11 protein-coding genes are annotated in these 13,874 nt (G+C 72.5%); 8 read left to right on the plus strand and 3 right to left on the minus strand.

The window, feature by feature from the left end; translation table 11 throughout:
- Positions 1–52 precede the first annotated feature (52 nt).
- A complete protein-coding gene (locus ABZ818_RS17755) occupies positions 53–586 on the minus strand; it encodes a TerD family protein (protein WP_361415233.1) in 534 nt (177 codons plus the stop codon).
- A gap of 155 nt (positions 587–741) precedes the next feature.
- Here ABZ818_RS17755 and ABZ818_RS17760 point away from each other — a divergent pair, with 155 nt between their 5' ends.
- From ABZ818_RS17760 to ABZ818_RS17780, 5 genes are all read left to right on the plus strand, one after another.
- Positions 742–1,347, plus strand: coding sequence for a YdbC family protein (locus tag ABZ818_RS17760; protein WP_361415235.1), 606 nt, complete (start codon positions 742–744; stop codon positions 1,345–1,347).
- Between the two features lie 115 nt (positions 1,348–1,462).
- Positions 1,463–2,131 carry a phosphoglycerate mutase family protein gene (locus tag ABZ818_RS17765; RefSeq protein ID WP_361415237.1) on the plus strand — a complete coding sequence of 223 codons (669 nt, stop codon included), beginning with the start codon at positions 1,463–1,465 and terminating at the stop codon, positions 2,129–2,131.
- Between the two features lie 3 nt (positions 2,132–2,134).
- Positions 2,135–3,043 (plus strand): ADP-ribosylglycohydrolase family protein, encoded by a 909-nt coding sequence (locus ABZ818_RS17770; protein ID WP_361415239.1) that lies wholly within the window; start codon positions 2,135–2,137, stop codon positions 3,041–3,043.
- 431 nt (positions 3,044–3,474) lie between these two features.
- Positions 3,475–4,176: a ribonuclease HII gene (locus tag ABZ818_RS17775; RefSeq protein WP_361415241.1), complete on the plus strand. Its 702-nt coding sequence runs from the start codon at positions 3,475–3,477 to the stop codon at positions 4,174–4,176.
- A 68-nt stretch (positions 4,177–4,244) separates the two neighbouring features.
- Entirely contained in the window at positions 4,245–4,874 is a 630-nt protein-coding gene (locus ABZ818_RS17780; protein ID WP_361415243.1) for a hypothetical protein, read from the plus strand.
- Between the two features lie 228 nt (positions 4,875–5,102).
- Here ABZ818_RS17780 and ABZ818_RS17785 read toward each other — a convergent pair whose 3' ends face one another.
- Complete coding sequence (locus ABZ818_RS17785; protein WP_361415245.1) at positions 5,103–5,717, minus strand: hypothetical protein; 615 nt, start codon at positions 5,715–5,717, stop codon at positions 5,103–5,105.
- A gap of 319 nt (positions 5,718–6,036) precedes the next feature.
- The gene (locus ABZ818_RS17790) at positions 6,037–8,202 is read right to left on the minus strand and encodes a RecQ family ATP-dependent DNA helicase (protein ID WP_361415247.1); all 2,166 of its coding nucleotides are present in this window, start codon (positions 8,200–8,202) and stop codon (positions 6,037–6,039) included.
- A gap of 247 nt (positions 8,203–8,449) precedes the next feature.
- Here ABZ818_RS17790 and ABZ818_RS17795 point away from each other — a divergent pair, with 247 nt between their 5' ends.
- The 3 genes from ABZ818_RS17795 to ABZ818_RS17805 all read left to right on the plus strand — a co-directional run bounded on the left by ABZ818_RS17795 (position 8,450) and on the right by ABZ818_RS17805 (position 13,862).
- Positions 8,450–10,003 carry a DUF4192 domain-containing protein gene (locus tag ABZ818_RS17795; protein WP_361415249.1) on the plus strand — a complete coding sequence of 518 codons (1,554 nt, stop codon included), beginning with the start codon at positions 8,450–8,452 and terminating at the stop codon, positions 10,001–10,003.
- A gap of 108 nt (positions 10,004–10,111) precedes the next feature.
- Positions 10,112–10,870 (plus strand): NUDIX hydrolase, encoded by a 759-nt coding sequence (locus tag ABZ818_RS17800; RefSeq protein ID WP_361415251.1) that lies wholly within the window; start codon positions 10,112–10,114, stop codon positions 10,868–10,870.
- Between the two features lie 172 nt (positions 10,871–11,042).
- The gene (locus ABZ818_RS17805; RefSeq protein WP_361415253.1) at positions 11,043–13,862 is read left to right on the plus strand and encodes an ATP-binding cassette domain-containing protein; all 2,820 of its coding nucleotides are present in this window, start codon (positions 11,043–11,045) and stop codon (positions 13,860–13,862) included.
- Positions 13,863–13,874: the final 12 nt, after the last annotated feature.

The raw sequence follows: 13,874 nt of genomic DNA on the forward strand, positions 1-13,874 counted from the left end.
CGCCGTGAAGTAAGGGGCGTCGGCCACGGGCCGCGCCCCTTAGGCGTTGTGGCTACGACGGGTGCGCTCGGCCCATGGCGTGGGTGAAGGTCTCCGGGTCGTCCTCGAAGCCGAGGACGCCGGGGTGGAACTCCCAGGTGCCCGACTCGTTCCGCGCGAACTCCGCGACCGTGGCCGCCGTCGCTCCGAGCACACCGCCGAAGTCGTCCTCGGCGAGGACGGTGTACCCCTCACGGACGCGCATTCCCGGACCGAGTACGCCGGCGAAGGTGCGGTGCGCCGGACGCTGCTGGATGACGACGCCGACCACCACGCGCGCGTACCCGTCGCCGAGCCGGTCGAGTTCGAGCATCATGACCTCGTCCCACCCGAAGCCCTGGCCGTTCCTGCTGTCCCGGTTGAGATAGATGGTTCCGTCGGGGGAACGGCTGTTGAAATGCACCACATAGGCCGGATCACCATGCGGGTCGCCGGCCCTGTAGGCCGCGGCGACCAGATCCAGATCAGTGGGTGGCTGCCCCGCGGGACTGGGATCCCACTTGACCGCGACCTCGACCCTGCCGATCCCCTTGCTGAGTCCGCTCATCTGACTCCCCCTTGCCCGACCTGTGCGCCCCTCTGCCTCAACTTCCGTTCCACGGGCGCTTGTTGTCCATCGTGCCACGCGCGCGGGGGCGCTTGCGCGGGCGCTGTCCCCACAGGAGTGACCAATGCCACGTCGCAGGGCCTTACGATGGCGCGGTGCTGGTCAAGTGGATTCGCTGCACCGTGGTGGACCGCCCGGGCTTCGAGCGGGGGCAGCGGAAGTGGGCGGGGCTTCTGGGGGAGCCGGGGTTTCGGGGGCAGGGGGGCGGGTGGAGCCGGGGACGGCCGGGTGTCGCGCACATCTTCGCCTTCTGGGAGAGCCGTGCCTTCTACGACTCCTTCATGGCCCGCTCCCACGACCGGCTGGCGGCGGCACAGGGCGGCACCTTCAAGGACGCCCAGGTCCGCCTGTTCGACTACCGGTTCGACGTGAAGACGGGCTTCGAACCCCGCTTCGCGGACGCGGACCTGCTGCGGGTCGCCCTCTGCCGGGTCCACGAGGAGCGCACCGAGCACTTCACGCTGATGCAGGAGAAGGTCTGGAACCCGGCGATGGCCGGCTCGCCCGGCATGGTGCGCGGCCTGTTCGGTGAGGCTCCCGGCAACGAGTTCCTCGTGCTGTCCATGTGGCAGTCCGCCGCCGAGCACGGCAAGTACCGCCCGGAGCGCGTGGAGCGCCTGGCGCTGCGCGCCCAGACGGAGGCCGACATGGCGTCGCTCACGGGCGACATCGTGGAACTCGAGAGCACCTGGACGGTTTGACGGTGGACGGTCGCCCACGGGCTTGTGTGGCGCGGGCCGCGCGATTTGTGTGATCTGCGCCGTACCGGGCCCGCTGGAGTCCTCGATCGGCGCCGACCCGATCTACTGTTCTGGCATGGCACGACCACGGCGCATCATCCTTGTCCGGCACGGCGAGTCAACGGGCAACGTCGATGACACCGTGTACGAGCGCGAACCCGACCACGCACTGGCGCTCACCGAGCGGGGCCGGAGACAGGCCGAGGAGACCGGCAAGGAACTGCGGGACCTGTTCGGACGCGAACGCGTGAGCGTCTACGTCTCCCCCTACCGGCGTACCCACGAGACGCTCCACTCCTTCCGGCTGGACCCCGATCTCATACGCGTGCGCGAAGAGCCGCGACTGCGCGAGCAGGACTGGGGGAACTGGCAGGAGTGCGACGACGTGCGCCTCCAGAAGACCTACCGGGACACCTACGGGCACTTCTTCTACCGCTTCGCCCAGGGCGAGTCCGGAGCCGACGTCTACGACCGGGTCGGCGGCTTCCTGGAGAGCCTCTTCCGCAGCTTCGAGGACCCCGGCCACCCGCCCAACGTCCTCCTGGTGACCCACGGCCTGGCCATGCGGCTCTTCTGCATGCGCTGGTTCCACTGGACCGTCGCCGAGTTCGAGAGCCTTTCCAACCCGGGGAACGCCGAGATGCGGATGCTCGTTCTCGGGGACGACGGCAGGTACGCGCTCGATCGTCCGTTCGAGCAGTGGCGTGAGCCGGGATCATACGGGATCACTGGATGGAGCGGCTGAGCGATGACCCCTGACTCCTCTCCGGGCGTGCGCCTGGAGCGCGCCCTGGCCAGCATGCGCGGGCTCGCGGTGGGAGACGCGCTGGGCTCGCAGTTCTTCGCTCCGGTGAACTACCCGCTGCTCAAGCGCCGCGAGTTGCCGTCCGGCCCGTGGCAGTGGACGGACGACACCGAGATGGCCTGCTCCGTCGTCACCGTCCTGGCCGCCCACCACCGTGTCGACCAGGACGCCCTGGCCGAGTCCTTCGCCCGGCGCCACGCACCGGAGCGCGGGTACGGCGCGGGGACGGCCGGTCTGCTGCGGCGGATCGGTGAGGGCGGCGACTGGCGCACGCTGGCGCCCGCGCTGTTCAAGGGGCACGGATCGTGGGGGAGCGGCGCCGCGATGCGCACGGCGCCCCTGGGCGCCTGGTACGCGGACGACCCGGAGCAGGCCACCCACCAGGCCGAGATCTCCGCCTACCCCACCCACCAGCACCGTGAGGCCGTCGTGGGCGCCATGGCCGTGGCCGCGGCCGCCGCGCTGGCCGCCGCACCCGGCGGACCGCCGAGCGCGGAGGCGCTGCTCGGCGGCGTCATCGACCTCGTACCGGCCAGGAGCGCCGTGGGCGCCGGTCTGCGGCGTGCCCGCGACATGCTCGACTACGGCGACGTGGCCACCGTCGCCGCAGTCCTCGGCAGCGGGCGGCGCACGACGGCGCACGACACGGTGCCCTTCGCGCTCTGGTCCGCCGCCAGGTGTCTGGCCGACTTCGAGGACGCGTTCTGGACGACTGCCCGGGCCGGCGGCGACGTGGACACCACCTGCGCCATCGTGGGCGGCGTGCTCGCCTCGGGGAAGACCGGGGCCCCGCCCGCCGAGTGGGTGCGGCGCACGGAGGCGCTGCCCGACTGGGTCCCGATGTCCGTGTGACCTCCACTTCGCGTGCCGTTGTCCGCGCAGGAGGCGAGCGCCTGGCGCGTCCTGGCTTCGCGCTTCGCGCATCGATTCACGAATGCGACCCGAAGCGGACGGAGTGCTTCCGAATGCGACCCCCGACGGGGCGGTCGAGTCGACGATCAGGCTTCTTCTGGACGTCGTAATCCCTGGAATGCAGGTGGGTGAAGCGAGGTCCGACGCGGCGAACAGCCTTGTGCGCGAAGTCGTCCGAGCTGCGATGACGCACCGCACCGGGATGTGCATGAGCGAACGAAGGGGCCGTGATCGCGAAGGGGTGACCGGTCGGTCGATGGTTCCGCCGCCGCCCCCGACCAGCCCCTGGCAATCCGGGTGCGGGACGTCGCGGTTCTCCAGGGAAACCGGGGTGTCGCAGCGGGATCCGGGCAGCGTACGCTGAGGGCGCCATGCCGTACGAACCACCCACTCACACCGTCGAGCGCTCTCTCAGGGCCACGACCGGAGCGAAGGTCATTGCCGGTGTCGACGAGGTGGGGCGCGGCGCTTGGGCCGGCCCCGTCACCGTCTGCGCGGCGGTCACCGGACTGCGCCGGCCGCCCGTCGGGCTCACCGACTCGAAACTGCTGACCGTCAAGCGACGCACCGAACTCGCGGCGGTACTGCAGACGTGGGTGACCGCGTACGCCCTCGGGAGCTCCTCTCCGGAGGAGATCGACAACCTGGGGATGACGGCGGCACTGCGGCTCGCGGCCGTGCGCGCCCTGGAGGGACTGCCCATCCCCCCGGACGCGGTCATCCTCGACGGGAAGCACGACTACCTCGGCGCCCCCTGGAGGGTCCGTACGGTCATCAAGGGCGACCAGTCGTGCGTGGCCGTCGCGGCCGCTTCGGTGATCGCCAAGGTCCACCGCGACAAAATGATGGCCGAACTGGGTATCGAGCATGCAGACTTCGGCTTTGCGGCCAATGCCGGATATCCGTCGCCCGTGCACAAGGCCGCGCTGGAGGAGCGGGGACCCACCCCGTACCACCGGTTGTCGTGGGCGTATCTTGATGCGCTGCCCCGGTGGCGACACCTCAAGAAGGTCCGTGTCTGGGCAGACGGAGGCGTTCCGGAGGTCGAAGGTCAGCTCGGCTTCGACTTCTGATCGTTCCGCTCGGCCCGATGGGCCACCCGCCCACGCGAGCCGCACCAACGTTTGATAAATATCAGCCCATGCCTCTCATTCCCGAGGAGCCTCAGATTCACGAGAGTGCCCAGGGTCCCCGCGCCACGCCGTCCGCCGGCCGCACCGCGCCGACCCCCCGCCCCGTTCCCGGCCCCCGTCCCGCGGCTCCGCCGCGCCCCGGTCGTCCAGGTCCCGCACGGCCCGCGCCGCCGCCGCAGCGCGCGTCGCGGGAGTCGGTCCCGGCCAAGTCCGCACCGTCGCGGCCGACCGCCCCCGCCGCCTCGGCGACCCCTCAAATCCAACTCGTTCCGGCTTCCGCCGACGGCGCGCTCGACGCCGCCGAGGAAGCGGTCGACCTGCTCCTGGAGTCGGGCCGTGCCCCCGGCGACGTGCTGGTGATCACCACCGGTGGGTCGCATCCGTGGGCCGCGCACGAACTGTCCTTCGGTGAGGCGTCCTACTGGGCGCAGAACGACGCGCGCGACGACGTGTTCTACGCGGACGCCGCCGTGGCCTCGCGTGCCACGTCCCGCCCCGTGGTCGTGGTCGCGGTCAACGGCGGCCCCGAGGCCGCTGGTGCCACGGCCCTGTCCCTGGCGCACGCCAAGGCCGACGCGCTGCTGGTCGTCTGCGGTGACCCGCAGCAGATCAACTCGGTGCTGGGCGCGGCTGTCTGAGCCGCGTCCGGCCCGTCCGGCGGTCCTGAGCCCGTGCGGCCTTGAGTCCGTGCGGCCTTGAGTCCGTCCGACGGTCCTGCGCTCGTCCGGGGACCCGAGCCCGTCCGGGGGCCGAAGAAAGGTGACGTCGTGCCTGCCGCGCCGTAAGACCGGCGGCGGGGCCTTCGGCGTGCGCACCCCGGCCGGTCGGCCGTCCGGCATGAGCGGACGATGGGGGAGTGCCGTCCGTCAGCGGGCCGCCGCGCGGCGCAGCACCTCGGAGGCCGCGCCGCCGGTGCGCGGCAGCGGGGACGGAGCCTCGGCGGCGCCGAAGGGCTCGGGCGCCGAGTACGCGTGCGGCCGCCGGCCCCCCCGGCCCTCGCCGAGGACCTGCCAGCCGTCCCGGGTCAGCGTGATGTACGCCCCGCAGCGCAGCCCGTGCAGCGTGCAGGCGTCACGCAGTCCCCACATCCACGCCCCGTCCTCCTCGGTCCAACGCGCGTCCCCGTCACGGCAGTAGAGCAGTACGGCGGTGCGCACCGGGGTACGGCGCCGCAGGTCGTGCGGGATGACCTGGCGCAGTTGGGCCAGCAGCGCGTTGCGGAACATCCAGCCGTCGGCGGGCGCCGACCGGCGGGCGAAGGAGGCGCTCGCCCTCAGCCGCTCGTCCAGGTCCAGGACGGCGACCACGGCGGTGGCGGGCCTGGGGAGGTGCCGGGCGTGCAGTCCGCTGACGACCTCCCGCGGATTGCGCAGCAGAGGGATGCCCGCGGCCGCCCACTCCGAGGGTTCGAGCACACGGTGGACGGAGGTGGCGGACGTCGACAACGATGCCGCCGAGGACGGAGCGAATCCGAAGGTCACGTTCCTCCCTTCGGCTACGCGCCCACACTGCGGGCGGGATCGGATTCGGGGGAGCGCACACCGCAGGAGAGCCCTACCGGCCAACGGCTGAGCCGTGCGGGGAGCGGACTTCAATTCTTCCTGTCGAACTGGGATGCGGCAACGAGCAATTGAGGGCACCGGCCGTTATCGGGCGACCCATGGCTTATATCCCTACCCGGCGCTCGTCCCGCGACTCCTGGGACCGCCCGCGTCGTGCGCGTGGGCCGCAGACGTGTGCCATCAGCCCTGCACCGCCAGGACCAGTGGCATCAGCCCTGCACCGCCAGGACCAGTGGCATCAGCCCTGCACCGCCAGGACCAGTGGCATCACCGCCTGCGTGCCGGACCTTCTGAGCAGGCGGGCGGCGACCGCGAGGGTCCAGCCGGTCTCGGTGAAGTCGTCCACGAGCAGCACCGGGCCGGGATTGTCGGCCAGGGCGGAGACCAGGGCGGGCGGTACGGTCAGCGCCCCGTCCAGGGCCTTCAGACGCTGGGCGCTGTTGCTCCGCGGCACCCGCCGTGCGTCCGGCGTGTACTCCACGCCGCCCAGCAGCGGCAGTCGGCCGACCTCCGAGATGTGCGCGCCCAGGGAGTGGATCAGCCGGGGCCGGGTGCGAGAGGGCATGGTGACGACGCCGACCGGGCGTGGCCGCGCGTCCACCGCGCCCGGGGCCCAGCCGCCGGGTCCTTTCGCCCAGTCGGCCAGTACGCCCACCACCGCGCGCGCCACGTCCTCCGGCAGGGGAGCGTCGGGTGTCTGGGACGCGAGCATCGGCCGCAGCCGGTTGCCCCAGCCGATGTCCGAGAGGCGTCCCAGACCTCGCCCCTCAGCGGCCTGTTCACCGGCCGGGATGCGTCCCCTGAGATCGACGCCGACCGCCTGCAGGCCCGTCGGCCACATACGCCGGGGCTGCACCTCCACACCGGCCCGGCCGAGGTCCACGCGCGCGGCGTCCAGCGCCGCGGTGGAGGTGTCCGCGGTGAAACGGGCGCCCGCGCAGTTGTCGCAGCGACCGCAGGGCCTGGCGCTGTCGTCGTCGAGCCGGCGCTGCAGGAACTCCATACGGCAGCCCGTCGCCGACGCGTAGTCGCGCATCGCCTGCTGCTCGGCCTCCCGCTGCCGCGCGACCCACTCGTATCGTTGCGCGTCGTACGTCCACGGCCGGCCGGTCGCGGTCCAGCCGCCCTTGACCCGCTTGACCGCTCCGTCCACGTCGAGCACTTTGAGCATCGCCTCGAGCCGGGAACGGCGCAGCTCGACCAGGGGCTCCAGAGCGGGCAGCGACAGCGGCCCCTCAGCGCGGGCGAGCACGTCGAGGGTGCGGCGCACCAGATCCTCGGAGGGGAAGGCGAGCGACGCGAAGTACTCCCAGATCGCTTCGTCCTCCTTCCCGGGAAGCAGGAGCACCTCGGCGTGCTCCACGCCACGGCCCGCGCGGCCCACCTGCTGGTAGTAGGCGATGGGGGAGGACGGCGACCCCAGGTGCACGACGAAGCCGAGGTCGGGCTTGTCGAAGCCCATTCCCAGCGCCGAGGTGGCGACCAGGGCCTTGACCTTGTTCGCGAGCAGGTCCTCCTCGGCCTGCTGCCGGTCGGCGTTTTCCGTCTTGCCCGTGTAGGACGCGACCGTGTGGCCGCGCTGCCGCAGGAAGGCGGTGACCTCCTCGGCTGCGGCGACCGTGAGCGTGTAGACGATTCCGGAGCCCGGCAGCTCTCCTATGCGGTCGGCGAGCCAGGCCATTCGGTGCGCAGCGTCCGGCAGCCGCAGCACGTTCAGGCTGAGGCTCTCCCGGTCCAGCGGACCACGCAGCACCAGGGTGTCGAAGGCGTCTCCTGTCCCCAGCTGTTCCGCGACGTCCGCGGTCACGCGGGCGTTGGCGGTGGCGGTGGTGGCGAGGACGGGGACACCGGGCGGGAGCTCGGTGAGCATGGTGCGCAGCCGCCGGTAGTCCGGGCGGAAGTCGTGGCCCCAGTCGGAGATGCAGTGCGCCTCGTCCACCACGAGCAGTCCTGTCGCCGCGGCGAGCTTGGGCAGGACCTGGTCGCGGAAGTCCGGGTTGTTGAGCCGCTCGGGGCTGACCAGCAGGACGTCGACCGCCCCTTCGGCGATCTCGCCCTGAACGGTGTCCCACTCCTCGGTGTTCGCCGAGTTGATCGTCCGGGCGTGGATGCCGGCGCGGGCCGCGGCCTCGACCTGGTTGCGCATGAGGGCGAGCAGCGGGGAGACGATCACGGTGGGGCCGCTTCCGCGGGCCCGGAGCAGGGAGGTGGCCACGAAATAGACCGCGGACTTGCCCCAGCCGGTGCGCTGCACGACCAGGGCCCGGCGCCGGTCGGCGACCAGGGCCTCGATCGCCTTCCACTGGTCCTCGCGCAGTCGGGCCGTGCCCGTGCCGTCGCCGACCAGACGGGCGAGGACCGTGTCGGCCGCCTTCCTGAGGTCCGCGTTGCTCGTGTGCTCCATGCGTCCCATACAACAGGACGGCACTGACAACCGGGAAAGACCTGAGGTGGGCGGGCATCGGGCCGGAGCGGGAGCTGGAGCAGGAGCAGGAGCAGGAGCTGGAGCAGGAGCAGGAGCAGGAGCCGGAGCCGGAGCCGGAGCCGGAGCCGGGGGCCGGAACTGGAACGCGGGCCGCGGCTGACGTGTCCTCGTCCAGAGTTGTCCACAGGCTCAAGCGGACTTTTGCGATCCGCGAGATCGTCGGCACATGACGAATCACAGCGAAACGACCGGATCCTTCGAAAACGGTGACATCGCGTACGACGGATCCGCCCCCGAACACCAGGTCACCCTCCGCACCCCGGCCGAGCTCGCCGACGCCCTGCCGTATCTCCTCGGGTACCGCCCCGAGGACAGCATCGTCCTGGTCGCGCTGAATGACCGGGGCGGGCGCGGCCGGTTCGGTGGCCGTGCCCGGCTCGGCATTCCCGCCGGCAAGGACGACTGGCCCTTCGCCGCCCGTCAACTGGCCCACGGCCTGATCACGGGCAGCGAGCGCAGAGGCGCCAAGCCCGAGCGGATGGTGGCCTTCCTCTGCCAGGAGCCGGCGGCGGGCGAGTCGGGCCGAGACGTCGTGCGGCGGCTGGAGCCGCTGGCCCAGAAACTGCGTACGGAATGCGGCCACCTGGACGTCCCCGTGATCGAGGCGCTGTGCATCTCCGACGGGCGCTTCTGGTCGTACTGCTGCCCGACCGAGGGATGCTGCCCCGACGACGGACTGCCCATGGGGCTGCCCGGCACCTCCGTGCTGGCCGCCGCGGCGGCGTACGCGGGCATCCAGGTCAGAGGCAGCCTGAAGGAGCTGCGGGCCAGGCTGTTGCCCTGGGAGACCGCCGCGGCCCTGGAACAGGAGATCGCCCTGGACGCCGCCGGGCTGTCCCTGGTGCCCAGGATCCTCGACGAGGCCGAGCGCGCGTCGGTGGCCGAGGAGACCCTGAAGCTCGCCGAGCGCGTCATGACCCGGTTCGCCGAGGTGCCCTTCCTGCCCGGTGACGCCCGTGCGGACCTCCGTGACGACCAGCTGCTCGACCACGAGGAAGCGGCATCGCTGATCCTGGGCCTCCAGGACCGTACGACACGGGACCGCGCTGCCGAGTGGATGGAGGGAGACGAGGCCGATCCGGCACTGCGGCTGTGGCGAGCGCTCGCCCGCCGTTGTGTCGGCCCGTACGGAGAGCACGCCGCGGCGCCCCTGACCCTCGCCGGCTGGGTGGCCTGGTCGGCCGGGGACCAGCTGGAGGCCCGGGAGGCCCTGGCCATGGCACTGGGCGCGGACCACGACTACCTCTTCGCCCGCCTCCTGCACCAGGCCTGCAACGAGGGGCTCGACCCCGAGTCGGTCCGGCGCTGCCTGCGCGCCGAGCGACAGGGACGGGCACTGTCGAAAACCGCGGACGCCGGTGCGGCAGCGGCAACGGCCGGGGCCGCGACGCCGCAGGGCGAAGCGGCCGCCCGGGGCGGCGCGGCCGCAGGGGCCGACGTGGTCGCGACGGCGCCGCACGAGGCGATCGGAACCGATGGCGACGCTGCCCCAACGGCGCCGGACCCGGCGTCCCGCAGTTGTCGCCGGACGCGCGTGGACGGACCCGCCCCGGCCGGGTCGCGCCCCGCGACCTCGCGGACCGACGGCGCATGCCCGGGTCCCTCCAGGGCGCCGGGTCGTCCGCGTACGCGCACTTCGGGACGGGGCGGTTCACGTCGCCGAGGCGCCGACAGGCCGGGTGCCGATCGGGGGAGCGGCGCTGCCGAGAAGCGCCGGTGAAGGAACGCCCGTGGGGCTCGCGGGGGAGCGGAGGACCGATGTGGATCAGCCATCGATGCGACCGGCGAAGGGAGTGTTTATCGTCAGGCAGACGACTATGATCGCGGCATGCCCTACGACCCGTCAGCCTTTCCGCCTTTCGCCGTCACCGTGGACCTGGTCGTGCTGACCGTGCGCCGTCATTCCCTGTGCGCGCTGGCGGTGCGCAGGGGTGAGCCGCCGTTCCAGGGCCGGTGGGCGCTTCCCGGAGGCTTCGTACGGGCCGATGAGGATCTGGCGCAGGCGGCGGCGCGGGAGCTGGCGGAGGAGACCGGGCTGTGCGTGCACGACCCGTTCGCCCCGGTCCAGGACAACGGCGCGCACCTGGAGCAGCTCGCGACCTACGGCGACCCCAAGCGTGACCCGCGGATGAGGGTCGTCAGCGTCGCTCACCTCGCCCTGGCTCCCGACCTGCCCGCGCCTCGGGCGGGCGGCGACGCCGAGCACGCCCGTTGGGCGCCCGTGGAGGAACTGCTGCAACAGGGCGGCTACGGCCGTGACGGAGAGCCGGTGGCGCCGCTGGCCTTCGATCACGCCCAGATCCTCGCGGACGGAGTGGAACGGGCCCGCTCGAAGATCGAGTACTCCTCGCTGGCGACCGCGTTCTGTCCGGCCGAGTTCACCGTCGGTGAACTGCGCCGTGTCTACGAGGGGGTGTGGGGCGTGGCCCTCGACCCGCGCAACTTCCACCGCAAGGTGACGGGCACCCCGGGTTTCCTCGTGCCGACCGGAGGGACGACCACCCGCCAGGGCGGCCGGCCGGCCCAGCTCTTCCGGGCCGGGGGAGCCACCCTGCTCAACCCGCCGATGCTGCGCCCGGAGGTCTGACCTCCGTCCGCCCGTCGCCGTCGTGAGTCGGCACGTTCGCCAAGTCGGATGCCGGGCCCGCTGAACCGATCCTGTTGCCCCATGGGAGAAGGGAGCCGAGTAACGCCAGCGGATGGCGAATGCGAGGCCTGATACCCGGAAAATCCAGACATGACGCGCTATCTTGCTGCGGGTGATCCAGGCCTTCGGACTGACCAGTGATTCCCGTAAGGGCCTTCCGCCCTCCGTCGAGGACGTTTCCTTCGAAGCGCACGCGGGCCGTGTCACCGCGCTCCTCGGGACGGCGGGCTCGGGCAAGACGACGACGCTCAGGCTCATGCTCGAGCTCCAACAGGGCTGCGGCATCACCTACTTCAGGGGTCACCCCCTGCATCGCATCGCCCATCCCTCCCGCGAGGTCGGCGTTCTCCTGGGCGGCGTCCCAGGACACCCCGCACGCACGGTCCGTGGCCATCTGCGCATGCTCTGTGCCGCGGCCGGTCTTCCGGCACGGCGCGCCGAACAAGTCCTCGAGGCCGTCGGGCTCGTCAGCTTCCGAGAGGAGCGCCTGGGCACTCTGTCCCGAGGGGTGGACCGCCGGCTGGGCCTGGCCTGTGTCCTGCTGGGCGACCCGCACACGCTGGTGCTCGACGCCCCCACCGATGGACTGTCCGCGCGGGAAAGCCGTTGGCTGCACGACGTGCTGCGGGCGCACGTGAACCAGGGCGGTACGGTCCTGTTCACCACGGCCGACCCCAAGGAGGCGGCCCGCGCCGCCGACCGCGTCGTCACGCTCGAACGTGGCAGGCTCGTTGCGGATCAGGAGGCCGCGGACTTCGCCCGTCACCGGCTGCGTCCCCGTGTCGCCGTGCGCAGCCCGCACGCCTCCCGCCTCGGAGCCCTCCTGACCAAGGAGGCCCGTACCGCCCGCCGCTCCGTCGAGGTCGTACGCGAGAGCGGCAACCGTCTGTTCGTCTACGGCAGTACGTGTGCCGACGTCGGCGAGGCCGCGTTCCGTCACGGCATCCTCATCCACCAACTCGCCGACGAGGTGGGTGACATGGGCGCCGGTGCGGGTTCAGCGCCTTCGGCCGCGGAGCCGGCCGAGGGGCCCCGGGCCGAGGTCACGGTGACGACGCCCCCCGACGGGCGGCAGCCGTCCGCTGTCGTACCGGCCGCGGGGAAGAGGCAGCCGTCCGCGGCCGCTGTCGCGGCGAGCGCCGCAGCCGTCCCGCGCTCCAAGGGGACACGTCTCGCGGGGGGTGAAGACAGCGCGTACGCCCCTTCGGCCGGAGACGGCGGCTCCGTCAGCCGGAGCTTGGAGGAACCGTCCGTCACCACGTACTCGGGGGAGCCGCTCGTCGGCACGAGCGGGACGCCGTCGGCCCCTCCCCGTCCCGACAGTGTGTCAGGCTCCGCACACGTCCTCGGCGTACCCCTGGAGCCGCGGGCGAAGGTGGCTTCCCCTGCGGGTCGCACGGGAAGCCGAGTTCCGGCGGCAGGCCCCGGCGAAGGGGCGTCCGTCGCTCGTCCCGACGGCCCGGATCTCACGACCGGTTCCGGTGGCCCGGAGGTCACCACTCACCCCGACGACCCGGTCGCCCTCACCGATGCCGGTGCCTCGCGGTCCACCACCCACCCCGGCGGTGCGGCCCCCACCGATGGTTCCCAGCCGCCGGAACCGGTCGCCAGTCCCGAGGACAGGACCCCTGCCGCCGCTTCCCTGCCCCTCGACTCCACTGTCGGCTTCGAAACCCGCGACTCGACCAGCGGCTCCGAAGCCCTCGGCCCCGCCACCGCCCCCGAACCCCGCGACCCGACCGCCGACTCCGAGGCCAAGGCCACCACGGGCACGACCACCGCCCCCGCCCCTGGCGCCGCCCGCACCTCCTCGCCCTCCCGGGAATCGTCCGCACCTGCGGAAGCCCCGGACGGAGCCGCCGCGACAACCCCGCGACCCGATCAACCCCCCGCCGAGCAGCGGGCGGCCGCACACCCCGCGGCCGCGTACCCCGCGGCCGACCACTCCGCGAACGGGCAGCCTCCGAACGGCCACCCCGCGAACGGGCAGCCTGCGAACGGCCACCCCGCGGCCGGCCACCCCGCGAACGCGCACCCCGCGAACGCGCACCCCGCGGCCGGCCACCCCGCACCCGCGCAGCCCTCGATCCCGACTCCGCGGCCCGCCGAGGCCGCCGCACTCGATGCCTCGTCCGCTCTCCCGCCCCCGATCTCCGTGCGCCCCGGCCCCAGCCCCCTGCGCCCCCTGCGGTACGAGCTGCTTCGGGCCGCCGGTGTCCGCACCGGCTTCCTCGTCGGTGCCGCCGTCCTCGTCTGCTCCGCCGTCACGGCCCTGGTCATGGGGCGGATGGGCCACGCCCCCCAGCCCCGGCTGCTGACGGCATGGCCGGAGCAACTGCCCCTGCCGTCGGCGGCGCTCGGCGCCGGGCTGCTCGGCGCGCTCGCCTTCGGCGACGAGTTCCGCCACCCCGCGCTGGCGACGGACCGGGGCACCGTGCCGCGCCGGCTCGGGCTGCTCACCGCGAAGCTGATCGTGTCCTCCGCGACCGCGCTGCTGCTCGCCTTCCTCACGGTCGGCTGCAACGCCGAAGTGCTCTATGCCGTCTACGGGCAGGAACTCACCCAGGTTCCCGGCGACTGGCTCTGGCTGAGCGTGAGTTGGATCAGCCTCGTGGTGGGATGCGCCTGGGCCGGCGTGCTGGCCGGAGGGGTGTTCCGGTCCACCACGGGAGGGCTTGCGACCGTGCTCTCCGTACCGGTGCTCGTCGTACCCCTGGTGCAGTGGGCGATGGGAGGGAAGGCGTGGAACGCCGCCGGTCTGCCCGCCCGGCTGCGCCGGCTCTTCCTGCTCCAGTGGCCCTTCGGCGGTGACCGGTACCTGGCTGCCGCGGCGCGGATGATCGCCCAACCCGTGGGCGGTGCTCTGGCGTTGACGCTCGTCGCGTTGTTGTGCGCATACCTGCTGACAGCTCTGCGCAGCCGGACCCGATGACAGGGGTTCGCT

The organism is Streptomyces sp. NPDC047453 (genome assembly GCF_040643155.1).
Classification (GTDB): Bacteria; Actinomycetota; Actinomycetes; order Streptomycetales; family Streptomycetaceae; genus Streptomyces.